The sequence below is a fragment of the Marinomonas hwangdonensis genome (assembly GCF_003721245.1).
GTDB classification, from domain to species: domain Bacteria; phylum Pseudomonadota; class Gammaproteobacteria; order Pseudomonadales; family Marinomonadaceae; genus Marinomonas; species Marinomonas hwangdonensis.
On record NZ_RIZG01000001.1, the window covers coordinates 1 to 23383 of the forward strand.

Genomic DNA, 23383 nt, shown 5'->3' on the forward strand with positions numbered 1-23383 from the left:
GTGCCGTACCAGAGATCTCAGGACATCTGCGTGGATCGACTACCCTCTGTAGAGTTTCTATATAAGATTGTAATGTGCTGTGCCTGCGACCTCTGAACATTATGACAATGCAAAGTCAGTTTCCACCGTATTTATCCACACAGCCAGTCGCTCAAGACTCGACTTGGTGGTTGCAGAGACACGAAGACAAGTTGTTGGAAAAAGATGCAATGAAACGGGTTGATTTGGTTTTTAGGCGATTCTATAACTCATTCATGGGAGGCGGGTGGCTCAAGTATTTGGGCTCAGTATTATCAATCTAGAAAGGCGTTAAATTTAGGATTTAACGGTGATCGTACAGAGCATGTACTGTGGCGTCTGATGAATGGTGAAATAGATCATATTCAGCCTAAGTTGGTGGTGTTATTAATAGGGACAAATAATACAGGTCATCGGATGGATTTCGCTGACGAAACGGCTTTAGGTGTAGAATCGATATTGTCGGTTGTGAAGCAGAAATTACCCAACACGATTGTGTTACTTTTGGCTATTTTTCCACGAAGCGCTAAACTAGCTCAGCGATTGCGTAAGCTAAATGACGAAGTAAATCAAAAAATACGTCTATTTGAGGATAAAATAAACGTGTTTTTTCTTAACATAAATCATTTATTCATCGATGGAGAGGGCGAATTAAGTTCAAATATTATGCCTGATTTTTTGCATCCTAGTGATAGCCAATATCAACGCATGGCAGAAGCTTTAGAGCCAATGATTGCTATGTTTTTAGGCGATGATAGCTTAATCTAGTGGTTAGTCGTAGCAAATTTTCTACGTATTAATACGTAGTAAGGTACGTATTTTCCGGTCTCATATCGGTATTCGTACGAATTGTTTGCACTTTTCATTTGCGCGATTATCAATACGGCTAGATCTCATAAAAAAAACAATCACAAATACAGGATGATAAAAACAATGAAATCCTTGAAACTGACGACACTTGTTGCTGCTACTGCAGTGATAACCACGCTTTCCTTACCTGCTTTTTCTGCTGAAAAAGTATATAAACTAACAATGGCAGAGACATGGTCTTCTAACTTCCCAATCTTTGGTGATGCGCCAAGAAATATGGCCCGTATTGCCGAAGAGATGTCTGCTGGTCGTTTGAAAATTAACATTGACTCTGCAAATAAACACAAAGCACCTTTGGGTATCTTTGATTTAGTTCGTTCCGGTCAATATGATATGGGACATTCTGCTTCTTATTATTGGAAAGGCAAGGTGCCAAATACCTTATATTTCACCACTATGCCGTTTGGTATGATTACCCCTGAGCAATATGGTTGGTTCTACCACGGCGGTGGTATGGAACTAATGCAGAAAGTCTATGAACCGTTTGGATTGATGTCTTTTCCAGGCGGTAACACAGGAAATCAGATGGGAGGATGGTTTAAGAAAGAAATTAATACTCTAGATGATTTAAAAGGTCTGAAAATGCGTATTCCAGGCTTCGCTGGCGAAGTGCTAGCAAAACTGGGTGCGAATCCGACGAACATAGCATCTGGCGAGCTTTACACTGCACTTGAGCGTAACACAATAGATGCCCTTGAGTGGGTTGGACCATCCCTTGATCTACGCATGGGCTTCCATAAAATTGCACCTTACTATTACACAGGGTGGCATGAGCCTGCTACAGAGTTACAATTCTTAGTGAATAAACGCGCTTGGGACAAGCTTCCAGCTGATCTTCAGCAGATTCTTAGCACCTCAATGAAGCTTGCTTCTTATGACATGTACATTCAGTCTTATCATGAGAGTGCAGAGAACTGGGCGACAATGCAACAAGAATACCCTGACATTAAAGTGAAAACCTTTCCTCAAGACATTCTCGTCGCTATGAAGAATGCGAACCAAGAGCTTTTGGATGAAAGTGCAGCGAAAGATCCATTGGCAAAAGAAATTTTGGATTCTCAGGCAGCCTATATGAAAAAAGCACGGGTTTGGACCAATATTTCTGATCGCGCATATCTCGATAGCGTTGATAGTTTAGCGGAATAAATCTCTAAGCAGGACAAGCCGATGTGTTTGTCCTGCTTTTTCTAGGAGTCAATCATGTTTTTAATCCACCTAGAGCGAGGCATTACTCGTTTTTCAAATTTCCTTGGCGTAATCTGTACGTTGATGTTTATCGCTCTGCTATTCAATGTGTTTTACGATGTTTTAATGCGTTATGCGTTTAATAATGTTTCTATCGCGATGCAAGAACTTGAGTGGCATTTATATTCAGCCATATTTTTATTGGGTATACCTTATGGCATCCAACACGGTGGACATGTTCGTGTTGACCTTATTTACGAAAACCTATCAATACGTGGTAAAGCGTGGACGGATTTATTTGGCTGTATTGTGTTTTTAATACCTTTTACTCTTCTAGTCGGTTATTACGGAGTTGGATTTGCTTACGAGTCTTATGCACTTGGTGAAACCAGCGGTGACCCAGGTGGTTTGGCACATCGTTGGATTATTAAAGGGGTTATACCTCTCGCCTTTTTCTGTATGACAATTAGCGGCATAGGTATGATACTTCGCTGCATAAATGCGTTACGTGGAGTAAGTGAAGAAGGTTTTTCTCATCCACCGATTCAGCATTAATTCCTGTTATCATTTTAGATTTGTAGGTTATTTATGATTGGTATAATCATGTTTTTCGTTGCCCTGTTTTTATTATTACTGGGCTTCCCTGTTGCCTTCACCTTTGGTGGTGTTGCTTTAATCTTTGGCGTGCTTGCTGAAGGTTTCGATATGTTCGCTTTCATGCCCTTCCGTATTCAAAGTTATATGGAAAATACCGTTCTGATGGCTGTTCCGCTGTTTGTTTTTATGGGTATTGTTCTTCAGAAAACGAGATTAGCTGAGCAATTGCTCGAAGCCATGGGAAAACTTTTTGGCAGCGTACGCGGTGGCTTGGCCATTTCTACTGTTCTTGTTGGTGCTCTTTTGGCAGCATCTACTGGCGTTGTTGGAGCCAGTGTTGTGGCAATGGGGTTGATTTCACTACCTGTCATGCTTAAGTATAACTACAGCAAGTCTCTAGCATGTGGAACAATCTGTGCCTCAGGTACACTGGGTCAAATTATCCCACCGTCCATTATCTTAATTATACTAGGGGATGTGTTAGGTATTCCGGTTGGTGATCTTTTTCAAGCCGCTTTTTTTCCCGGTATCATTTTAATTGGCTGTTATATTGTTTACATACTGATTTTGACATTTTTGAAGCCTGAGATGGCGCCAGCTATGCCTCAAGAGTTAGACAATGAGACACGAACTCAACAAATTATCGCAGCTTTAAAAGCTATTATTCCCCCTCTTGCTTTGGTGCTAGTGGTTTTAGGTTCTATTTTTACAGGCATAGCAACACCAACAGAATCATCTGCTTTAGGTGGCATTGGTGCAATAGTATTGGCGCTGATTTATCGTCAGTTTAGTTGGAAGATGCTTTACGACAGTGGACTGGAAGCGGTTAAAGTGACGGCAATGGTATTTGCTATTTTACTTGGTGCAACAGCTTTCTCGATGGTATTTAGTTACACTGGTGGTGATGAAATTGTAGAGGAAGTGTTGCTTAATTTGCCAGGAGAAAAATGGGGCTTCATTATATTGGCTATGATCGCCATCCTAGTGTTAGGTTTTTTCATTGATTTCGTCGAGATTGCTTTCATAATCGTACCAATACTCGCGCCAGTTGCTGAGCTTTTGGGTATTAACATGGTGTGGTTCGCTATTCTGATTGCGATGAATCTACAGACATCGTTTTTGACGCCGCCGTTTGGTTTTAGTCTGTTTTATCTCAAGGGGGTTGCTCCAAGCTCTGTAAGAACAACCGATATTTATAAAGGTGTTACTCCGTTTATACTTATTCAGGTACTCGTGTTGGCCAGTATCATGATATTTCCAGCGTTTTATGGCATGGGTTAATATTTAGATCGAAGTAATGATGGTTCAATGACACTAAAAAGAGCGGGTCTTTACTCGCTCTTTTTTTATCTATAAGACAATATAAAGGCAATGTCGAATGTAGATTCGTTGGCCGTTAATAATTATAGGTTTTTTATGAGATTAAAAAGTAAGATTATTTTACTTGCCGTTGCCCCTCTAATCGTCGCAACAACCATCATTACCTATTTAGGGTTTCAATCGGCCCGTGATTTAGCCGAGCTGGAGTTGGCAATTTATGAATACAATCTTGTCAATGCAAAGAAACAGGCGTTAAAGAGCCATGTAAACATTGCCTTATCTGCTATTCGTCCTATATTAGAGGACACACAGCTTGACGATGAGCAGGCGCAGTTTCAAGTTAAAAAGATCTTGGCGAGTCTAAGTTATGAGGATGAGGGGTACTTTTTTGCTTATGAGACGACTGGGGTAAATTTAGTCCATCCAACACAGCCGGATTTTGTCGGTAAAAATCTTTGGGAATTTCAAGACAGGTCTGGTAATTATTTGATTCAGGGATTGATTAAAGCGGCACAGTCGGGAGGGGGGTATCACAGGTACATCTGGGAAAAGCCTCCACTGATGAATCAAGAAGACAAACTCAGTTACGCTGTTATCATTGAACGTTGGGATTGGATGATGGGTACGGGGCTGTATCTGGATGATATTTATGCTGAGTTAACCAAAACAAAAGCCATCATGAATGATAACATTCAGCGCAGCTTCTTTACCGTTATAGAAGTGGTGGTTGTGACCGTAGTGTTGGTGATTTTGCTGGGGTTAGCGATTAACTTGCATGAGCATAAATTAGCGGATTCTCGTCTTAAAGCATTAGCTCAGCGTTTTATGCGCTTACAAGTAAATGAACGTCGTGGTTTTTCTCGAGAGTTGCATGATGGCATTAATCAACTATTGGTCAGTTGTAAATTTCGAGTTGAACTGGCTAGTAATAAGTTAAAACGGGACCACGATAAAGCCGTTATCCAACAAGAGTTAGCAAAAGCAGACGATTTGATTAATCATACTATTCGCGAAGTCCGACAAATCTCTCACAACTTGAGACCTACTTTGTTAGATGACTTGGGACTAGATACGGCTTTGAACTCACTGATTGATCAGTTTAGAGAGCGAACCGAACTGCATGTTCACTACCGTTTCGAAGTGATATCTGATGTACCTGATGAGGTCGAAATTACCCTATACAGGTTGACTCAAGAATCTTTGATGAATATTGAAAAGCATGCCAATGCAAAGAATATCAGCTTAAACGTGTGGCAGTCTCATCGACATCTAGTTTTTGAATGTTCAGATGACGGTGATGGCTTTTCACACAAAGACGCTTTATCTTCGGGGATTGGTCTGATTAATATGCGAGAAAGAATCGAATTAATAGGCGGAGATTTTACTTTTGAGTCTCAGTTAAACAAGGGAACGAGTATTCACGCGCTTTTACCCTTTTAATAAGCTAATTAATTAATATGAGTAACGATAATGATAAAAAAAATCCGTGCTCTCCTAGTCGATGATCACATGCTAGTACTTGACGGGTTGCAGGCAAGACTGGAATTAGAGACCAATATAGACGTTGTTGGCACGGCTTCAAATGGACTCGAAGCCTTGCATAAATCCGCTGAGCTCAAGCCGGATCTCGTGCTCATGGATGTATCTATGCCGATATTAAACGGTTTGGAGGCGACTAAGCGTTTCAAGGCAGAACAGCCCGGTGTAAAAATTCTCATGCTGAGTATGCATAATGACAAAGAATATATTTTGTCTTTAATCCAGTCTGGCGCGAATGGCTATGTGCTTAAGGATGTGTCGTCAGACGAGTTAGTACAGGCCATTAATACGGTTCATCAAGGCGGCACCTATTTTAGCTCAGGTGCTTCAGATTCGCTGTTTTCCGCTTCTACTGTCAGCCATCAATGTGAAGCGTTGACTAAGCGAGAGATGGCGGTTTTAAAAGAAGTGGCGATTGGTTTATCCAACAAAGAAGTAGCTCAATCTCTCAATATTAGCGTCAGAACCGTTGAAACGCATCGGCAGAATATCAAGAATAAATTAAACATTCACACCTCTGCGGGGTTGATAAAATACGCACTGGCCAACCAGTTAATCGATTTGTAAGTTTTTTTCGTTATAACAGCGTAGAGTATACGGTAACGGCAACCCTGTCGTGGTGTTAACACCTAACAAGACAGATGGAGTTTGCTATGCGTATTTTTCGTTTTTCTCTTCTGACGCTGTGCCTTCTGCTTTCGTCTATTATCTCCTTTACTCTTTATGCTGCAAATGACTGGTATCGTCCGCCTGTTGCTGTGAGTTGGTATTGGCAACTTAATGGTACCGTGAATGAAAACCACGATGTGGATTTGTATAATATTGATTTGTTTGACTCGTCAGCCGAACTGATTCAACGTTTACAGGCATCGGATAAGAAGGTTATTTGTTATTTTTCGGCTGGTTCCTATGAGGATTGGCGACCTGATGCGGACCAATTTGCCGAAAAGGATATGGGCAAAACGTTGAGTGGTTGGGACAATGAGCGCTGGTTAGACATCCGCTCGACGATGGTGCATCAAGTACTGCTACGTCGTTTGGATTTAGCGGTTGAAAAGGGATGTTCAGGTGTTGCGCTTGGTGAGGTAGACAGTTATCGAACGAATACAGGGTTTTATTTCCGACAAGACGATCAGCTTCGCTTTAATCATATTATGGCGGAAGAAGCTCACCAAAGAGGGTTGGCAATCGGTCTAGTCATTAACGCAGATCAGGTAAGGGAGCTAGTTGATTATTTTGATTTTGCATTAAACGAGCAATGTTTTGAATACTCTCAATGTTCGTCTTATGGGGCATTTATTAAAAATGAGAAACCTGTTTTAAACGCTGAATATCGTAGAATTTATGTCGATGATAAAGAAGAGCGAAATAGTATGTGTCAAAATGCTTTAACCTTACAGTTTAGTAGCATCCTATTGTCTAAAAAATTGGATGGTTCACTTTATAAGCCGTGTAGATAAAAAGGGCTTGCCCGCCTATCATGTTTTATAAGATAGGCGGGTAAGCAGATAGCCTTTATTTAGCCAGTTGAGCCAATAGTTTTTCCGCGACCAGTTCAGAACTTGCAGGATTTTGACCTGTGATCATTAAACCGTCCTGAACCGCAAAGGGTGTCCAATCGGCGGTGTTTTTGTAATCAGCGCCGCGTTTTTTCATTTCATCTTCTAACAAGAAAGGCACAACGTCGGTCAACTGTACCGCAGCTTCTTCGCTGTTGGTGAAGCCGGTGACGGTTTTGCCTTTAATAAAGTATTCACCATTAGCGTCTCTAATGTTTAAGAAAGCACTTGGCGCATGACATACAGAAGAAATCGGCTTATTCGCTGCAATAAAGCTTTCGATTAAGGCAATGGATTCTGAATTGTCTGTCAAATCCCAAAGTGGGCCATGGCCGCCTGGATAGAAAATGGCGTCAAAGTCATCCTGTTTCATATCACTCAGTTTTAGCGTGTGAGTAATCACATCTTGTGCCGCTTGATCGTCGTAGAAACGGCGTGTGGCGTCTGTTTGTGCATCGGGTGCTGCACTGTTTGGATCAATAGGGGCTTGTCCACCTTTTGGTGTGGCGACGGTAACTTCTGCACCAGCGTCAATAAAGGCGTAATAAGGGGCGGCGAATTCTTCAACCCAAAAGCCTGTTTTGTGACCTGAATCACCCAAATCGGAATGGGATGTTAAAACAACTAGAATTTTTTTCGTGCTCATAAGAGACTCCTAAATAGTCAAATGAAGAGTTAATTAACTTAAGATTAGTCTACCTAACTTATCTAATGGACGTAATGGGGAGGTTTTTGATTTCATTGGTTTAATTATTGATACAATGGTGTTTATTCACCTTGGTAAAAAAAGAGTCGTTGTTATGGAAGTTTCGTTTGAGCAGTTAAAAAGCATGGTGGTCTTTGCCCAAGTGGTAGATCAAGGCAGTTTAACCGCGGCGGCACAATTCATGGGGATTTCCCGTGGTGTAGTGAGTTATCACCTGAAAAAGTTAGAAGATCAGCTGGGCGTTAAACTGCTTAATCGTACCACACGGTCCTTGTCTCTTACCGAAACGGGAGAGGCCTATTATCAACGCTGTCGAGCCATCGCGTTTCAAGCCCACGAGGCGAATCGACAAATAGAAAAAGCCAAACAAGAGCCTGAAGGGAAGTTGAAAATCTCTTGTCCAGTAAATTTAGGGTTGCAAGTGATTGTGCCGGCGCTGAATGAGTTCCGACGACTTTTCCCGTTAATTGAGTTAAATGTTTCGTTGAGCGATGAAGTGGTTAATATCATTAAAGAGGGAATCGACCTCGCAATACGTGGTGCACCCTTGCTAGATTCGGGTTTACAAGCCAGTAAATTAAGAACCTTTGAAACATGCCTGTGTGGCTCGCCAGAGTATTTCCGTCGTCGTGGTCGACCGACTCAGCCAGAGGAGCTTTATGATCATGATTGGGTGGTTTATACACCAGCAGCGAATACAGTGCATCTTAGCCAAGGGGATAAATCGTTCAGTTTGTCGGTCCATGGGGCAGTAAGCACCAATAATGCGGCAGCAAGGACCATCTTTATCGAAGGCGGAAATGGCATAGGTCGTATTCCCTTATACGATGCACTGCCCAGAATTCGTCAAGGCACGCTTGAACGAATTTTACCGGATTACCAATGCACAGGAATCGACGTCTATGCGGTCTTTCCTCCGGGGGCAGCAGAGTCAAAAAAATTGCGTCTGCTATTGGATTTTATGAAGGCTTCGTTTGCACATCTTTAACCTTAATCTGTCGACTTGAACGCAATCAATTAAATGCTTTCTCCAACCTCTAAATGGAAAGGCAAATCAATGATACGTTGTGATACAGGATTTCCTTGTAAGCGCGATAGTAAGTGTTCGGCAGCAAGACGCCCCATCTCTTCACGGGGCGTGATGACGGTAGCGAGTAAGGGCACCATAGCACGAGAAATATCATGGCCGTGAAAGCCTGCAATACTGATGTCTTGTGGCACATTGATCCCCGCTTTTTGGCAAGCATAGAGGGCGCCGATAGCCAGATCGTCGTTGGTGCAGAAAATACCATCTGTATCAGGTTGCTGTTGCAAAGCATCTTTCAAAAAAGTCGCTCCTAACGTAAAAGACGAAGCGCTGTTGGTACGCAGACAAAGTGGCGTTAAGTCGTTGTCTTGCATGGCATTTTCATAGCCTTTTATTTTTAGCAGGGTGCGTTGGTCCATGCGGGCAGCGAAGTAGACGATTTTTTGTCGACCTCGTTGAATCATAAACTCAGTCATTGCGTAAGCCGCTGCTTGGTTGTCTATGCCAATAGCCTGTTCAATAGGAGGAGAAACCGAATCCATGATTTCAATGACGGGAATGCCTGCAACAGACAGCATCTTTCTGACTCGGTCAGTATGGTAACTTTCTGAAATGATTAGGCCATCAACCCCGTACGATAAAAGCGTGGCGATACGAGATTCCTCCGCTTCTTTGCTGTAGCCATAGTGAGCCAGCATGGTTTGATAACCCGCTGGTTCCAACACAGTTTCAATACCTCGGATGACTTCGGCAAAAACTTGGTTGGTTAAAGAGGGTAAAAGTACACCAATGGCGTGACTCTTAGATTTAGATAAAATATCGGGAGCTCGGTTAGGTATATAACCTAAATTATCTAAGGCGACGGATATTTTAAGTTGTAATGGCGGTGAAACGCGATCTGGGTTTTTTAAGAAGCGGCTCACTGTCATTTTGGTCACACCAACCAAATCTGCCACATCTTGCAGCGTAGGGCGCTTATTTTTTAGGTTAGAGCTTTTCATACCAGTCACAGTCCATGATTTGTTACAGGTAACATTACCATAAGCCATTCATGGCTAGAAATAAAAAAGCGTAAATAAAAGAGCCTTGCTAGTAAAAGGTTTTCAGAAAGTGAATGCTCACTATTTAACACAACAGCAACGCGATTTATGACGAGCATTGCTGTTGTGTTAGTGTCTTTATGTTGTTTTGCGAGTGGCTATGGGTGTGCCAGCAAAGTTAGGGCTTGATTTAACACCGCATCCGCATTTTGAGAAATGTCTATGGTAAATGCTTCACTCTCCGTTGGTTCAATCAGGGTGGCAAATTGACTTTCTAGCATGTCTCGGCCATTAAAGTAATGTCCATCACGTTTTTGGTGACGTTGCCAAATAGTATCAATGTCGCCTTTTAGATAGATCATGGTGACATCGTCTAATCCTTTGCGAAGGATGGTCCTGTATTCTGGCTTGAGTCCAGAGCAGGCAATAACCGCCGCTGGATTATCGATCAATAATGCGTTGAGCGTTGCCAACCAGTCTTCACGGTCTTCATCGGTCAATGGTGTGCCCTGACGCATTTTTTCTACATTAGCTTGACTATGGAAGTCGTCACCATCAAAAAATGGATAGCCAAGTTTGTCGGCAATTTTTTTGCCTATCAAAGATTTCCCTGATCCGGAAACACCTAATACTACAATTCTTTCTGTCATCGTCTACTTTCCTCATCACCTTGCTGTTTCCAGCAAGGCTGTGTCATTCAAAATGTCGTATTGAACGGCATGTTCTTAATGGGTTATTTCCACCACAGGGCCAGCTCAGGGAAAAATATGACCAGAGCGAGCACTGCCACCTGCATTCCAATGAAAGGCAGTAAAGAACTGAAAATTTCACCGAGGCTGATGTCTTTGGGGGCAACCGATTTAAGATAAAATGCCGCTGGGCCAAAAGGAGGTGATAGGAAAGAAACTTGCATATTGAGACAGAAAACCACCCCAAACCAGATTGGGTCTAAACCAAGGCCTGTAATAATAGGGACGAAAATTGGCATGGTTAATAACGCAACGCCCACCCAATCCAAGAACATCCCCAATACTAATAGAATCACCATCATGATCATGATGGTGCCCATAACGCTGCCACCACTTAATGACAAGATGATTTCTTCAACGAAATCGATACCGCCCATGAGGTTATAAACACCAACCAGTGCCGTCGCACCAATACCAATCCAGATGATCATACCGCAGGTACTCATGGTGGCTTTGGCGCTGTCTTTTAGCATGTCAAAATTCAGCTCACCGCGAATCGCCGCGCTAATCAGGATACCAACAACGCCCAGGGCAGAGGCTTCAGTGACCGATGCGACCCCTGTATATATGCTGCCCAGCACCATCATCACGGTCAGCAATGGAAACAGTAGCGCTTTGAAATAATTGATGTCTTCGTCTGCGGCAAGTTCTTCTGCACTAGGCAATGGGGCGTATTCTGGGTGAATACGACACAAAATCAGCACATAAGCCATGTAGGCAAACGCTAGAATAAAAGCTGGTAAGAAAGCCGCTTTAAACAAATCGCCAATGGAAACGCTGGCGGTTAAACCATAGATAATCAAAACAATACTAGGTGGTAACATGGTGCCCAGTGCGCCACCGGCACAAGTTGTCCCAATCGCCAATTTACGGTTATAGCCAAGGCGCAACATTTGCGGTAATGCCAAAATACCCAAAAGGACGGTTTCTCCACCTATCACGCCAGACATAGACGCTAAAACAACCGCGACTAATAAAGTTTGTACAGCCACACCGCCACGTAATTTACGACCAAAGACTTTCATGGCATCAAATAGATCTCTTGCGATACCAGATCTATCTAACAAGGCGGCCATGAGCACGAACATTGGCACAGCAAGAAACACATAGCTGCCAACAAAGGCATATAAACGGCTGGTAATTAGAGGTAAAGCGCCTACACCAAACCAACCGATGGCAAAAACAAGGGCCACTAATGCGGTAACAAAGGCCAGTTGCATGCCCGTTAGCAATAATAAAATCATAGAGCCAAGCATGAGTAGGCTGCCGTAACCAATGCCTATAGCGGATAAATCAAACATCTTTGCGTTTCCTTAAGCCATTTAATTCTTGTATTAGGTGCAAGAAAAATTGCACGAACATGATGCATAAAGTCGCAAAAATCATGCCTTTTACCAATGCGGGAAAAGTGGGGTCCCACGCTGACCCTGATGTTTCTAGACGCAGATCCCCAAATGGCGTGAACCAAGAGTCTTGAACCATCTGATAAGCTGCCCAACTCAGTAAGCCAGAAAAGATAAGTCCCATAATGTGATGAAACACATTTAACCAACGACGGGTTGTATCAGAGACCAGGTCGTAAATAAGCACCACACGAACATGCTTATTAATAGACAAGGCATAAATCCCGCCATAAACAAACAAGACACCACCCAGAAAGGAAGCGGTTTCGTGTACCCAAGTCGTTGGTGCGTTAAATACGTAGCGCATCACCACCTCATAAAAGGAAATGGCAACGGTAAAAAGAAACAATAGACTGATGGCATTGCCAAACCTGAAGATCAAATAATCCAGCGTATTTCTGGGTTGTTCTGAACTGTCTGGGGTTTGCGGATGAATGTCTTCTTTCATGATCAATGTCCAATAAAAAGCAGGCGTCAATGCAATATTCAAGTGCATGACGCCCGTCTAGCTAGTGTGAAAAAGTGTGGTGCAGGAAATTGATAGGCTTATAAAAGCCCATTTTCTTCTAAATAAGAGGTGACAGAGTCATACACTTTTTGTGCATTAGCCGATCCTTTGGCAAATTCTTCCCATTGAGTACGAGCAATGGCGCGGAATTTTTTACGCTCTTCTGCAGACCAGTTATGAATGGTAATGTTTGGATCTGCCTGTGCCGCTTTCACTGCCGCTTGATCTGCAATGTGCAGTTGCGTTGTGATGTCTTTTGCAAAGTCTCGAACAGAGACCGTTAGGATAGCTTGAATATCGGCGGGTAAAGCGTCCCACTTTTTCTTATTCATTGAAATATCGATCAATGGTAAAGAGTGGAAACCAGGCTGAACAGGATGTGTTGCAATGTCGTTCATGCCTGCTTTTTGGTTGGTCGAAAAAACTGTGTAGTCAGCCGCATCGATAACGCCTTTGCTTAGACCAGTGAATACTTCAGAACCCGGTAAGTTTACTGGAGCGGCACCCGCTGCAGCGAATACTCGTTGAACTAGCCCTTCAGGTGCACGAAGTTTTAGCCCTTTTAAATCTGCCACACTGTCAAGTGGAACGCGAGATACCAAAGATTCAACACCGGTTGTCGAGCCGCCAATAAATTTAACGCCGTAGGGGGCATACAGCTCATTCATTAGCTCATAACCACCACCGTAGTTAATGTATTGCAAAAGTTGCTGCGTGTTAGACCATGCGCCAACCGTATTCCCAATCAAACCAAAGGCGGGATCTTTACCAGAGAAAAACTCAGTCGCCGTAATGTGGCCATCTAGAATTCCCATTTTGATGCCATCAAGCGTTTCTGTATGTTTAAAAATACTGCCAACGGGAAGTAAGTTAATTTGAACTCGTCCGCCTGTCATGACTTCAACGCGCTCGGTCCATTCTTTTTGTACCTGAAAGTTTTTGTCACCAGCGGGGTCAGATGATTGGAACTTAAACTTATAGTCTGCAGCGATAGCGGAAGTAGAGAGAATGCTGGCCAAAGTGGCCGTGAGTAATGTCGTACTGAATTTCGTCATGATATTGCGTCCTATTGTTTTTTTTCTGAGAGCCGTTCGTAAGAAAAGTGCTTCGTTTTTTGCTGTATGTTACCGGTAACTAGGTTGTGATGTTACCGGTAACTAGGTTGTGATGTTACCGATAACATTTCGGCCTAGTCAAGTATTTGCCAAGACATTTTTACTCTTAATTTTAGATAATTGATTTTAATGGAAATTTTCTTTTAACAAATAATGACCAAGCGGCTTTAGCTTGAATTTGAGTGCGATTAGAATAAACGTCAAAATAAGGTTTTTTTAATCTTTCTATCAGGGTAACGTTCAGAATATTTTTTTATTTATTAAACAAAGGATGTAATGGCATGGCCCGTTGGGGATTGCGTGGAAAATCGTTGTTTGTTTTGGCGAGCACTTGCCTGTTCGCGTTGTTGATTATTACGGTGATTGGTTGGTCTTTTGTACAAAAAGGTCAAGAAATGTCGGCAGAAAACTATGCCAACAGTTTTACCCAATTAAATTACCAGCGCATATTAACTCCCGTTGCCAGAGAAGTGGCCTTGGCGGAACGTTTTGCTGATTCAACCGTGGTAAAAGCCTGGCTAAAACGTCCTAATGATTCCTCACTAGAAAAAATTTGGCTAGAAGAGGCTCAAGGTTACTTAGACGCCTTTCAAAATAACGCCATGTTCATCGTGAATGATGCGACAAGGCAATATTATTTTGCGGATCAAAATAATCCACTGACCGTCATACCGAAATATACCCTCAACGATGAAAACAGCGCGGATCGCTGGTATTTTTCTATGCGGCAAACGCCTGAGCCTTTCAATATTAATGTGAACTACGATGAAGTGTTAAAAGTCATGAAGGCTTGGGTTAACGTACAAGTACGTGATCAAGGAGAGTTTATTGGCTTGGCAGGAACAGGGTTTTCATTAGATCGTTTTATTGATCAATTTCTTGAAAATCAAGTACAAGGCGTGACACCTTTTATCATCAATGCTGATGGCAAGATTGAAATACACCGGGACGAGACATTAATCACTCAACATGCGAAAAGTAATCGTTTGGTTGAATCGTCTATTTATGCGCTTTTGGATGACGAAGTGTCTAAAAAAAGAGTAAAAACAGCATTAGTCGGTGCGCGACAAAACGATGGTAATGTGGTTACGGTACGAGTGCAGCAAGATGGGCATAAGCAGTTGATGTCTTTTGTGTATTTTCCGTTGTTGGATTGGTTTGTCGTGACCAATGTGGACTTAGCCAATGTCAATATTTTTGATTCCAGTCTTGTGTTACCCGCGGTCAGTGTTTTTGTATTACTGTTAATATTACTGCTTATTATTTTTGGCTTTGCGGTAGAGCGGTTGTTGATTGCGCCTATTCGTCAGCTGCAACAGTCTGCGAAAACCATTGCCAGTGGTTCCTATGACGTGTCTTTTTTTGTGGGAGGAAATGATGAGATTGGTGATCTGAGCCAAACTTTTAATAAAATGGCTCAACAGGTTAAAGTACATACTCAGGAATTAGAGCAACGAGTACAAGAAAGAACATCGGCGCTTGAAGAAAGTCATCAAAAAATCGTGGCGGCTCAGCGTAAAATAGGTGCCTCGATTGATTATGCCAGTCTGATTCAAAAATCGATTTTGCCTGATCGTCAAATGCGTCACATATTGGGCGATGACCACAGTATTATTTGGCGACCCAGAGACGTCGTTGGCGGAGACTTTTATGTGTTTCACTCTACGGACCAAGGCTTTTTATTGGGCATTGTCGATTGTGCTGGGCATGGTGTTCCAGGTGCCTTGATGACCATGTTGATGAGGGCCGCCATTGACTATTCCATTGGTCGAGTAGGGATCTCAGACCCTGCTGCTTTACTTAGTTTGATTGATGACACAGTACGTTCTATGTTGAACGAGGAAGTGAGTGCCAATAAAGTCGCTACCAATGCCGATGTCGGTTTAGTGTATGTTCCCAAGGAGGGCGACGTGATGCGATTCTCTGGCGCTAAAATTGCGTTGTATGGAAGCGATGGTCGTGCTTTTGTCAAATACCCTGCAGGACGCCGTGCTTTGGGGGATCGTCGTCGAGGTGACTATGAAAACGCCGATATTCCAATGTCGGGGTGCACGTATTACATGGCGACCGACGGTTTCCTAGATCAATCTGGGGGGGAGAAAAGCTTTGGTTTTGGCAGTCAACGCTTCGAAACCATGATCAAAGACAATGCAGACTTGCCTTTAAAAGAGCAAGCTGCGTCCTTTGAGCGTGCTCTAGACCAATATATGGGAGATCAACCACAAAGGGATGATATCACCCTGATGTTATTTCGGTTTGATGTCAAAAATACACATTGATAAAGGGAGGGTGAGATGAGTTCGCCAGATTTATACGGGTTAAGAGAGCGGTTTGAAAAAGACAATATATTATTATGTTTTAATGGTCCTATTTCGCGCAGCTTAATTGAAGAGATTGGTAATGCGCTAAAGAATTATTTGAAATCTGAGCAACTGTCGCCCGCATCGGCTTTGGATGTGTTCGCTGCCTATATTGAGTTAACGCAAAACATTCGTCATTATGCCATGTCATCTCAATTGCCTGGTGCGGATACAGCGACCGTTATAGTGAGTCATTACCAGGGCTGCTATCGTGTTGCGGCGGGTAACATAGTTCGAATTAACGATGGAAGTCATTTGGTTGAGCGTATTGAATCCTTTGCCAAGATGGATAAAGCAGAGTTAAAGGCCGCGTACAAAGCACAACTTCGTCAGCCTCGTGATGAAGGTGCGGTCACAGGCGCTGGGCTGGGACTCATTGATATGGCCCGAAAATCGTCAAAACCGATGGAAGCTTCATTGAAAGATATTGGCGATGAAACCGCCTATTTTAGTCTAAGTATACAAATTTGAGAAAATGAATATGAATGATTTAGTGATAGAAGGGACGGCTTCTTCGCCCAGTGTCAAAGGCGATTGGCAAAATGGCGTCCTTTTCATGGAAGGGGACTCTTATCCAGAAAACTCCTATGAGCTTTACAGTGCTATGGTGGCTTGGGTGACTCAGTATCTAAAAGAGTCCCCCAATCCATTAACGTTAGAATTGACCTTGCTGTATCTGAATACCAGCAGCATTAAAGTCATGATGGATGTATTTGATGAGATGGAAGAGTGTTTCCAAGAAGGTCGGCAGGTCGCGGTCAATTGGTACTTTGATTCAGAGAATGAGCGAGTAGCCGAATTGGCAGAAGAGTTCAAAGAAGACTGTACTTTTCCTTTCAATATTATAGGCAAATAAATGAAAACCGATTTCACTGAGCTTGAAAAAATCATACAGGATATTTTGGCTGTGCCCGAATATCGTGATCATCCTGCCAGTAAAGCATTGAAGCAGCTCTGGGAAATTAATCAAGATCAGTGGCATCGTATGGATCGTTTAACGCGGTTATCTGATTCGTATCAAGACATGATGATACAGCGGGAAAGAAGCCTCAGTGAGCGGTTTGATAAGCACTTAAGGCAACTGGAAAAAATGACCCGCATATCGGATCGTTATCAGCGCAGTTTAAGGCAACTTAATATTGAATTAGAGAAAACCTCATTGATTGATCCGCTGACCGAGTTGCCGAATCGACGCATGATAATGAAGCGTTTATCCCAAGCGTTTGAGAGCCAACAGGAAAAACATCAACAAGGTGATCAAGTCGCCAATTTAGTGGTCGCCATGATTGATATTGACTACTTCAAGAAGGTAAACGACGAGTTTGGTCATCAGGTTGGCGATGATGTGTTAATTGCGCTTGGCCAACTCATGGAAAAAACAGTGGAAGGTCTGGGGATCATCGGGCGCTGGGGGGGGGAAGAGTTTTTGGTGATACTACCCAGTCACACGTCCGCTCACGCTTTGGCTCTCATGGAGCGTCTTCGTTCTAATGTCAGTTCGTATTCTTTCGACGCGGAGAATAAAACTATACAAACCAGTGTCAGCGTTGGTATTGCGAGTTATCAAGCAGAAGACTCCATGGATACCTTATTGTCACGAGCCGATAACGCCTTGTATTTGGCCAAATCAGATGGCCGAAATAGTGTGATTCTGGGTTAACTAAGACATTGCTTCTGTCTTTATCGCTCCCCTAGGGGAAATCTTCTATCGCCTTTTTAGACCTTGGTCTAAGAAGGGTTTTGTTGTCTATGATAAAAGCGCACACTCTTTTTAGACATCAATAAAATGAGAAGAATAAAAATGGCCGCCATCGATATCCCTGAAGTGCACAAGTTTATTGAATCCATCCCACCTTTTTCAAATTTAAGTTTGCTAGAGCGTAAGCAGTTGCTCACTGGAGTAACCATGCTGTACGTCCGTCAAGGGCAAACACTTGTCCTGAAGGACGATGCCGCCACTGTGCATTTGATTCGTCGTGGTGCGTGTGAAATCCGCACACCAAAAGGGGGGCTGGTGGATCAAATTGCGGATGGGGAATGTTTTGGGATCTCCAGCGTGATGGCACAAAATCCCGACGGTTTACAAGTGGTCGCCATGGAAGACAGCTTGGTTTATCGCTTTAACAAAACGCACTTCCTTGAAACGCTGGAAAAAAGCGACGCCTTTGAGCTCTTTTTTGAGCATACCCAACATAATCGTTTGCGTAAGCTGTCCCGCAGTCAAAATAACGAACTGGCGTCACCTGCTCTGCAATTATCGACACCCGTGACGCATATTATGACGCGCTCCTTGATTCTGGCATCACCAGAGGAAACGATACAAACCATTGCCATGCGCATGACCGAGGCCCGTGTCAGTTCTATTTTAGTGGTAGAGAAAGGACGCCTGCTGGGCATAGTAACAGACAGAGATTTGCGCTCTCGTATTCTGGCGCTGGGCGGCTCTGCGGATGCCTTAGTTAAAGATATCATGACCTTAGACCCAGTGAGTTTAATGCCAGACGCCTTAGTCATGCAGGCCCAGACACTCATGAGTGAAAGCAACATACATCATTTGCCCATTGTAGACGAAGAAAAAAAAGCCGTTGGTATGCTCACGGCAGCCGATTTATTGCGCCATCAAGAGCTCAGTCCTTTATTACTGATTAATCAAATTCACCGCCAACAATCGGTGGATAGCTTGGCGAAGGTGTGTAAACAATGGCCAACTTTGATTATTAATCTCATTGTCACGGATATGAAACCAGCGGATATTGGTAAGGTGTTGGCAACCGTCAGTGACAATCTAACGCGACGCCTGATTGAACTGACGCTTGAGAAGTTAGGACCAGCACCGATGGCATTCCAGTTCTTGGTGTTTGGCTCACAGGCTCGCCGTGATCAGTCTTTAGGCAGCGACCAAGACAATGGCCTGATGCTAGAGCGTGAACCGACGCCAGAAGAAGGTCAGTACTTTGCTGATTTGTCTGAAGGTATTTGTCAGGGGTTAGCGCTCTGCGGTATTCGTCTTTGCCCTGGTAACATCATGGCGAGCAATCCCGAATGGCGCAGGACTCAAGTGGGATGGCAGACGGCTTTTTCTCATTGGATCAAAAGCAGTGCCCCTAGTGCCTTGCTTCACGCCAGTATCTTTTTTGATATTCGCTGTGTGTATGGCGACGAAGCCCCTGTGGCAGCCTTGATTGCCGCGATGCAAAAAGAGGTCAGTAAAAACAGTGTTTTCCTCGCTACCTTAACGCGTGCAGCCCTGGCTACCAAACCCCCATTGGGCTTCTTTCGTCATTTTTTACTGGAATCATCAGGAGAGCACAAACATCAACTGGACTTGAAACACCAAGGTCTGGCATTGATTAATGACTTAGCTCGTTTGTATGGCTTATCTTGCCAGACTTACCGAGTTGCTACGTTAGATCGCATTGAGCAAGCGATCCGAGAAAAACTGATCAGCATAGACACCGCGCGTAATCTAATGGACGCCTGGGACAAACTGAATGGCTTGCGCTTAGAAGTTCAAAGCCAGCATTGGCAGTCGACTGGGAAAGCCAGTGCCTACCTAGACCCGAAAAATCTCAGTTCCTTGGAGCGTAAGCACCTTAAAACCACCTTTAGCATTATCAGTGATGTACAAGATGTGGCGCAACAGCGCTTTTTAAGGGGGTACAGCTAGATGGCATGGGGCTGTTTACAAAGAGTAAAAGCATGGCAACAGTCTCGTCAGTCGATGAAGCGCAACTGGTATGAGTGGAATTATCTGGTGCTGGACATTGAGACCTCAGGGCTGGATCCAAAACAAGATCACATCGTGAGCGTGGGTTGGGTGTGCATTCAAAACGGCGTGATTGAACTAGACAGCGCCCGTCACATAGTACTTAACGGTGCCAAGATAGGTGACAGCGTTGGTATTCACATGATCACAGATTCCGATGTAGAACAGCATGGTAAACGCCAAGAAAGTGTCTTACGTTACCTGAGGCATTTATTGAGAAAGCGGATACTCGTCATGCATCACGCGCCCTTGGAGTTGGGCTTTCTAAAACACTCTTGGCAAGAAGAGTCTTTGCCTGATTTTTCGGTAAACTGGTTAGACACTTTAGCCATAGAAAGAGCCAAAGCGAACCGATCTCAACAACCGATTCAGGATGGTGGTTTTCGTCTCGGTGCTTGCCGAGAACGCTACGGCTTGCCAGAATACCAAGGGCATGATGCCTTAACCGATGCCTTAGCCACCGCAGAGCTTCTGCTTGCACAGATTTCCTACCAAGGCAGAGATTGTCGACTACACGACCTAAATCAAATGGGTGGTGGGCGTGTGAGGTTTGTGTAACCCCCAGTCTTCTTCCTTTGGCTCAGTGGCGAGAGTTTTTGGGTTTTCTGACCAGTGTATTAGGCTCATTTCACCCGCTGCCGATTCGGTTAAAGCGGTGCAGTGCTCAACCCAATCTCCGTCGTTGCAGTAGAGAATATCACCTTTGCGTTGAAAAGACGCAAAGTGGATGTGTCCACAAATATACCCGTCCACTTTTTGATTTTTAGCTGATTTTAGCGCTGCGGTTTCAAAGCGTTCAATGAATTCTTTGGCTTTGCTGATGTGGCTTTTTACGTAGCCTGCCAAAGACCAGTAAGGCAGTCCCATAAGTCGTCTTGCGCCATTGATCCATTGATTCAGAGACAGCATAAGACCGTGGGCTTTATCGCCAATAGCGAGCATCATAGGGCTGATTTTGACCATCTGATCAAATTCGTCGCCATGGCTAACATGAAACGTTCGGCCATTTGCTGTTGTGTGGCGGGCATTGAGTTTTATTTCAATGCCTGAAAGGGTTTGTCCCGCAAACTGTCGGAAAAACGCATCGTGGTTGCCAGGAATATAAATGACCTCGGTGCCAGATCGTGCCATGGCAAGAATGTGTTCGACCACACTGTAGTGAGCATCAACAAAATACGCACGGGAGCGCATTTCCTGTAAGTCGATGATATCGCCCACTAAATACAGGGTATCCGTTTTAATATTCTGCAGGAAGTCTAAGAGGTGTGTGGCTTGGCATGCTTTCGTGCCTAGGTGCGCATCCGATATAAATACGGATCGAAAAGTGGTCTGCATAAACGTCTCCTATACGGTCTTTATTAAGAGTAGTGCGCTTATGTGACAGACTGGTGAGGGCTTTATGACAGTTAGATCACAAAGCCCAGCAAGCCAGATTACTGCGGTAGTAATTCTGACGATCGTCCAGAATGGGGTTGAAAATATACGTGGTTTCCACCTTTTTGCTTAGCCAATTTTTTGGCCTGCGCGGCCAGCTCGGCCACTTGATGATGATTACTGCATTGTTTAGCGTCTGGGTGTACAACACCGATCGCTAAGCTAAGAATGGGATGGAAAAGCATCTCGCCGTGTCGGTTTTTCGTCCAAACGCCACCGTCTCTAAGGGTATCTTCTGGATAGAATTCACGTACTTTTTGCTCAAATTTCCTCAGGATAGTGTCGCATTGAGACGGCCATTCTTGCTCACCAAAAATCACCACAAAATCGTCGCCGCCGATATGGCCAATGAAATTGTTTTCGCTAGACACACCGTCTTTAATAAGTGCACCAACGAGCTGAATGACGGCGTCCCCTTTTGAGTAACCAAAGAAGTCGTTGAAAGGCTTAAAATCATTGAGATCAAAATACGCCACATAAAAGTCTTCATCGGCTGCGAGTCGTCGGCTGACCTCCCTGTGTATCGGCACATTACCGGGCAGTAAGGTAAGTGGATTAGAGTAGGTGGCGTTTTGAATCTTGAGCTCGGTAATACGTTTCAATAAGTCCCTAAGATGACCTGTACCGATGAACTGGCCTTCACGAACTATAATGATTTCATTGTTTAAAGTGTCGGTTTCTTGATCGGTTACAAGAGCTGATACATTAGACAAGCTGACGTTGCTTTCTACAATCAGCACTTGGTGACACAATAAGTGCGTGACGGGCTTATGCTCGTATAATGCACGCCCATAAGGCGTAGAGAAAAGTTCGTGCAGCTGATAGCGTCGCAACACGCCAAGCGGTCGGTTGTCTTGATCTACGATGGGCAGGGCGATAAGACCGGGTTGATTTTTAAAGTACAAAGACGCTTCAGTTAGGAGACTTTTTTCATTCAATGTCGGACTAGGGCGACATAGGGTTTGGACTGTTTCCGCGTGGTCTTCTAAAAATTGCGAACGCCTTTGCGCTTGCTTGATTAAATAGGAATGGGTAGAAAACGCGGGGTTCTCGGTTGGTCGACCAAGAAAATAGCCTTGACCTAGTGTGACGCCAATTTCTATAAGCTGATCCAGTTCTTGCTGTGTTTCTATGCCTTCGGCAATAAGCATGCAACTGAGTCGTTGCGAAATGGTTAAAATAGAACGCACGAACTCACGCTTGATTTCGTCTTTATCTATGTCTTTAATAAAGTGTTTATCAATTTTCACTATGTCTGGCTGCAGTTCTGACCAGAGTTGCAACCCCGAATAGCCCACGCCTAAGTCATCAATGGCCACTTGAAAGCCCATTTCCCGATAGTGATCGACACTGCTTCTAGGCAAGCCATTGTGGTCGTAGGGGTGCTGTTCAGACAATTCGATCACTATGTCTTTTTGATTTAGCCCAAGGTCTTTTAAGATGGCTAATGTCATCCCTGATTGATGGTCGGGAGAGGACAGCAAAGACGCGCTCACATTTAAAAAAAGACGACCCGGTAAAGCCAGTTGAGCAAATTTCGACAAGGCTTTTTCACGGCATAATAGTTCTAATTTATGCAGTTTTCCTTGTTGCTGGGCCAGTGTAAATAAAGGATCAGGTGAAAACAGCGCGGAGTTTTTTGGGCCTCTTGATAGGGCTTCGTGCCCATATATTTCACCATTGCTTAAATCGTAAATAGGCTGAAAATAAGGCGTTATTAGCCCTTCTGTGATGATTTTTTCAAGCAAGGTGTTTTGATCTAGTGGGCTCATTTCATCTCAAATAACAGGGTTTGAATTAGAAGGATATCCCCAGTTATCTTATGTCATATTTATGACACTTTCATGACTGTGGTGACATTGAATCGCCATCATGATGTTCAAGGGTGGAGTGGAGCACTAGAAGGGGAGAAAGGGTGACCGGATCGATTTTTTATTCTTTTTTCTCGATCATCGGCAATCGGTGACGCTGTATGATTATGCTGGCTATTACAGTGATTGTGGTGACTTTAATGCACGACCGGTTGTCAGGTTGACAAAAAAAGTTTTCACATTGGCAGAGGCTTTTCTCATTACTGCAGCGCAATAAATGCGACGCATCTCGTATGCTTTTTCAAGATAGTATTCAGTATCAAGGTTGCCAAATTCGTCGTATTTCATATCGTCTTTCATGGTTTTTTCCTCTTAG

At 43.6% G+C, this 23383-nt stretch carries 23 protein-coding genes; 14 read left to right on the forward strand and 9 right to left on the reverse strand.

Annotated elements, in window-relative coordinates; all coding sequences use genetic code 11:
* Positions 1 to 219 precede the first annotated feature (219 nt).
* The 7 genes from EBI00_RS00005 to EBI00_RS00035 all read left to right on the forward strand — a co-directional run bounded on the left by EBI00_RS00005 (position 220) and on the right by EBI00_RS00035 (position 6989).
* Entirely contained in the window at positions 220 to 786 is a 567-nt protein-coding gene (locus EBI00_RS00005) for a GDSL-type esterase/lipase family protein (protein ID WP_241556903.1), read from the forward strand.
* Between the two features lie 165 nt (positions 787 to 951).
* On the forward strand, positions 952 to 2034 hold the full coding sequence (locus EBI00_RS00010; protein WP_123093861.1) for a TRAP transporter substrate-binding protein: 1083 nt from the start codon (positions 952 to 954) through the stop codon (positions 2032 to 2034).
* Between the two features lie 54 nt (positions 2035 to 2088).
* Entirely contained in the window at positions 2089 to 2628 is a 540-nt protein-coding gene (locus tag EBI00_RS00015) for a TRAP transporter small permease subunit (protein WP_174714875.1), read from the forward strand.
* 33 nt (positions 2629 to 2661) lie between these two features.
* On the forward strand, positions 2662 to 3951 hold the full coding sequence (locus EBI00_RS00020) for a TRAP transporter large permease (protein WP_123093865.1): 1290 nt from the start codon (positions 2662 to 2664) through the stop codon (positions 3949 to 3951).
* Positions 3952 to 4086: 135 nt separating this feature from the next.
* Positions 4087 to 5430, forward strand: a complete 1344-nt coding sequence (locus EBI00_RS00025; protein ID WP_123093867.1) for a cache domain-containing protein — start codon at positions 4087 to 4089, stop codon at positions 5428 to 5430.
* 30 nt (positions 5431 to 5460) lie between these two features.
* Entirely contained in the window at positions 5461 to 6096 is a 636-nt protein-coding gene (locus EBI00_RS00030; protein WP_123093869.1) for a response regulator transcription factor, read from the forward strand.
* A gap of 86 nt (positions 6097 to 6182) precedes the next feature.
* A complete protein-coding gene (locus EBI00_RS00035) occupies positions 6183 to 6989 on the forward strand; it encodes an endo alpha-1,4 polygalactosaminidase (protein WP_123093871.1) in 807 nt (268 codons plus the stop codon).
* Between the two features lie 55 nt (positions 6990 to 7044).
* Here the strand turns inward: EBI00_RS00035 and EBI00_RS00040 are convergent, their stop codons facing one another.
* Positions 7045 to 7734 carry a type 1 glutamine amidotransferase domain-containing protein gene (locus EBI00_RS00040; protein WP_123093873.1) on the reverse strand — a complete coding sequence of 230 codons (690 nt, stop codon included), beginning with the start codon at positions 7732 to 7734 and terminating at the stop codon, positions 7045 to 7047.
* A gap of 154 nt (positions 7735 to 7888) precedes the next feature.
* Between EBI00_RS00040 and EBI00_RS00045 the strand changes: the two genes are divergently transcribed.
* Positions 7889 to 8782, forward strand: coding sequence for a LysR family transcriptional regulator (locus tag EBI00_RS00045; RefSeq protein WP_123093875.1), 894 nt, complete (start codon positions 7889 to 7891; stop codon positions 8780 to 8782).
* Positions 8783 to 8811: 29 nt separating this feature from the next.
* Here the strand turns inward: EBI00_RS00045 and gntR are convergent, their stop codons facing one another.
* The 5 genes from gntR to EBI00_RS00070 all read right to left on the reverse strand — a co-directional run bounded on the left by gntR (position 8812) and on the right by EBI00_RS00070 (position 13576).
* Entirely contained in the window at positions 8812 to 9822 is a 1011-nt protein-coding gene (gene gntR, locus EBI00_RS00050; protein ID WP_123093877.1) for a gluconate operon transcriptional repressor GntR, read from the reverse strand.
* A gap of 197 nt (positions 9823 to 10019) precedes the next feature.
* Positions 10020 to 10511, reverse strand: a complete 492-nt coding sequence (locus tag EBI00_RS00055) for a gluconokinase (RefSeq protein ID WP_123093879.1) — start codon at positions 10509 to 10511, stop codon at positions 10020 to 10022.
* 83 nt (positions 10512 to 10594) lie between these two features.
* A complete protein-coding gene (locus EBI00_RS00060) occupies positions 10595 to 11911 on the reverse strand; it encodes a TRAP transporter large permease (RefSeq protein ID WP_123093881.1) in 1317 nt (438 codons plus the stop codon).
* On the reverse strand, positions 11904 to 12509 hold the full coding sequence (locus EBI00_RS00065; protein ID WP_241556904.1) for a TRAP transporter small permease subunit: 606 nt from the start codon (positions 12507 to 12509) through the stop codon (positions 11904 to 11906). The genes EBI00_RS00060 and EBI00_RS00065 overlap by 8 nt, the downstream gene beginning before the upstream one ends.
* 50 nt (positions 12510 to 12559) lie before the next feature.
* Entirely contained in the window at positions 12560 to 13576 is a 1017-nt protein-coding gene (locus EBI00_RS00070; RefSeq protein WP_123093883.1) for a TRAP transporter substrate-binding protein, read from the reverse strand.
* 341 nt (positions 13577 to 13917) lie between these two features.
* Here EBI00_RS00070 and siaA point away from each other — a divergent pair, with 341 nt between their 5' ends.
* The 6 genes from siaA (at position 13918) to EBI00_RS00100 (ending at position 20320) form a co-directional block, all read left to right on the forward strand.
* Entirely contained in the window at positions 13918 to 15915 is a 1998-nt protein-coding gene (siaA, locus tag EBI00_RS00075; RefSeq protein ID WP_123093884.1) for a biofilm regulation protein phosphatase SiaA, read from the forward strand.
* Positions 15916 to 15930: 15 nt separating this feature from the next.
* A complete protein-coding gene (gene siaB / locus EBI00_RS00080; protein ID WP_123093886.1) occupies positions 15931 to 16467 on the forward strand; it encodes a biofilm regulation protein kinase SiaB in 537 nt (178 codons plus the stop codon).
* A 10-nt stretch (positions 16468 to 16477) separates the two neighbouring features.
* Positions 16478 to 16852 carry a biofilm regulation phosphoprotein SiaC gene (gene siaC, locus EBI00_RS00085; RefSeq protein ID WP_123093888.1) on the forward strand — a complete coding sequence of 125 codons (375 nt, stop codon included), beginning with the start codon at positions 16478 to 16480 and terminating at the stop codon, positions 16850 to 16852.
* Entirely contained in the window at positions 16853 to 17656 is an 804-nt protein-coding gene (locus EBI00_RS00090) for a diguanylate cyclase (RefSeq protein WP_123093890.1), read from the forward strand.
* A 141-nt stretch (positions 17657 to 17797) separates the two neighbouring features.
* Positions 17798 to 19663: a DUF294 nucleotidyltransferase-like domain-containing protein gene (locus EBI00_RS00095; RefSeq protein ID WP_123093892.1), complete on the forward strand. Its 1866-nt coding sequence runs from the start codon at positions 17798 to 17800 to the stop codon at positions 19661 to 19663.
* Complete coding sequence (locus EBI00_RS00100) at positions 19664 to 20320, forward strand: 3'-5' exonuclease (protein WP_123093894.1); 657 nt, start codon at positions 19664 to 19666, stop codon at positions 20318 to 20320.
* Here the strand turns inward: EBI00_RS00100 and EBI00_RS00105 are convergent.
* From EBI00_RS00105 to EBI00_RS00115, 3 genes are all read right to left on the reverse strand, one after another.
* On the reverse strand, positions 20282 to 21097 hold the full coding sequence (locus EBI00_RS00105; RefSeq protein WP_123093896.1) for a UDP-2,3-diacylglucosamine diphosphatase: 816 nt from the start codon (positions 21095 to 21097) through the stop codon (positions 20282 to 20284). The genes EBI00_RS00100 and EBI00_RS00105 overlap by 39 nt on opposite strands.
* Positions 21098 to 21195: 98 nt before the next feature.
* Positions 21196 to 22968, reverse strand: coding sequence for a GGDEF domain-containing protein (locus EBI00_RS00110; protein ID WP_123093898.1), 1773 nt, complete (start codon positions 22966 to 22968; stop codon positions 21196 to 21198).
* Positions 22969 to 23184: 216 nt separating this feature from the next.
* Complete coding sequence (locus tag EBI00_RS00115; protein ID WP_123093899.1) at positions 23185 to 23367, reverse strand: hypothetical protein; 183 nt, start codon at positions 23365 to 23367, stop codon at positions 23185 to 23187.
* Between the last annotated feature and the right edge of the window lie 16 nt (positions 23368 to 23383).

What these genes read in the sequence shown, in the direction of transcription:
- siaA (WP_123093884.1), top strand. Translation starts at nt 13,918, where the DNA reads ATGGCCCGTTGGGGATTGCGTGGAAAATCGTTGTTTGTTTTGGCGAGC.
- EBI00_RS00070 (WP_123093883.1), bottom strand. Translation starts at nt 13,576, where the DNA reads ATGACGAAATTCAGTACGACATTACTCACGGCCACTTTGGCCAGCATT.
- siaB (WP_123093886.1), top strand. Translation starts at nt 15,931, where the DNA reads ATGAGTTCGCCAGATTTATACGGGTTAAGAGAGCGGTTTGAAAAAGAC.
- EBI00_RS00035 (WP_123093871.1), top strand. Translation starts at nt 6,183, where the DNA reads ATGCGTATTTTTCGTTTTTCTCTTCTGACGCTGTGCCTTCTGCTTTCG.
- EBI00_RS00100 (WP_123093894.1), top strand. Translation starts at nt 19,664, where the DNA reads ATGGCATGGGGCTGTTTACAAAGAGTAAAAGCATGGCAACAGTCTCGT.
- EBI00_RS00010 (WP_123093861.1), top strand. Translation starts at nt 952, where the DNA reads ATGAAATCCTTGAAACTGACGACACTTGTTGCTGCTACTGCAGTGATA.
- EBI00_RS00065 (WP_241556904.1), bottom strand. Translation starts at nt 12,509, where the DNA reads ATGCACTTGAATATTGCATTGACGCCTGCTTTTTATTGGACATTGATC.
- EBI00_RS00015 (WP_174714875.1), top strand. Translation starts at nt 2,089, where the DNA reads ATGTTTTTAATCCACCTAGAGCGAGGCATTACTCGTTTTTCAAATTTC.
- EBI00_RS00020 (WP_123093865.1), top strand. Translation starts at nt 2,662, where the DNA reads ATGATTGGTATAATCATGTTTTTCGTTGCCCTGTTTTTATTATTACTG.
- EBI00_RS00030 (WP_123093869.1), top strand. Translation starts at nt 5,461, where the DNA reads ATGATAAAAAAAATCCGTGCTCTCCTAGTCGATGATCACATGCTAGTA.
- EBI00_RS00095 (WP_123093892.1), top strand. Translation starts at nt 17,798, where the DNA reads ATGGCCGCCATCGATATCCCTGAAGTGCACAAGTTTATTGAATCCATC.
- EBI00_RS00090 (WP_123093890.1), top strand. Translation starts at nt 16,853, where the DNA reads ATGAAAACCGATTTCACTGAGCTTGAAAAAATCATACAGGATATTTTG.
- EBI00_RS00025 (WP_123093867.1), top strand. Translation starts at nt 4,087, where the DNA reads ATGAGATTAAAAAGTAAGATTATTTTACTTGCCGTTGCCCCTCTAATC.
- siaC (WP_123093888.1), top strand. Translation starts at nt 16,478, where the DNA reads ATGAATGATTTAGTGATAGAAGGGACGGCTTCTTCGCCCAGTGTCAAA.
- EBI00_RS00115 (WP_123093899.1), bottom strand. Translation starts at nt 23,367, where the DNA reads ATGAAAGACGATATGAAATACGACGAATTTGGCAACCTTGATACTGAA.
- EBI00_RS00110 (WP_123093898.1), bottom strand. Translation starts at nt 22,968, where the DNA reads ATGAGCCCACTAGATCAAAACACCTTGCTTGAAAAAATCATCACAGAA.
- EBI00_RS00105 (WP_123093896.1), bottom strand. Translation starts at nt 21,097, where the DNA reads ATGCAGACCACTTTTCGATCCGTATTTATATCGGATGCGCACCTAGGC.
- gntR (WP_123093877.1), bottom strand. Translation starts at nt 9,822, where the DNA reads ATGAAAAGCTCTAACCTAAAAAATAAGCGCCCTACGCTGCAAGATGTG.
- EBI00_RS00055 (WP_123093879.1), bottom strand. Translation starts at nt 10,511, where the DNA reads ATGACAGAAAGAATTGTAGTATTAGGTGTTTCCGGATCAGGGAAATCT.
- EBI00_RS00040 (WP_123093873.1), bottom strand. Translation starts at nt 7,734, where the DNA reads ATGAGCACGAAAAAAATTCTAGTTGTTTTAACATCCCATTCCGATTTG.
- EBI00_RS00045 (WP_123093875.1), top strand. Translation starts at nt 7,889, where the DNA reads ATGGAAGTTTCGTTTGAGCAGTTAAAAAGCATGGTGGTCTTTGCCCAA.
- EBI00_RS00060 (WP_123093881.1), bottom strand. Translation starts at nt 11,911, where the DNA reads ATGTTTGATTTATCCGCTATAGGCATTGGTTACGGCAGCCTACTCATG.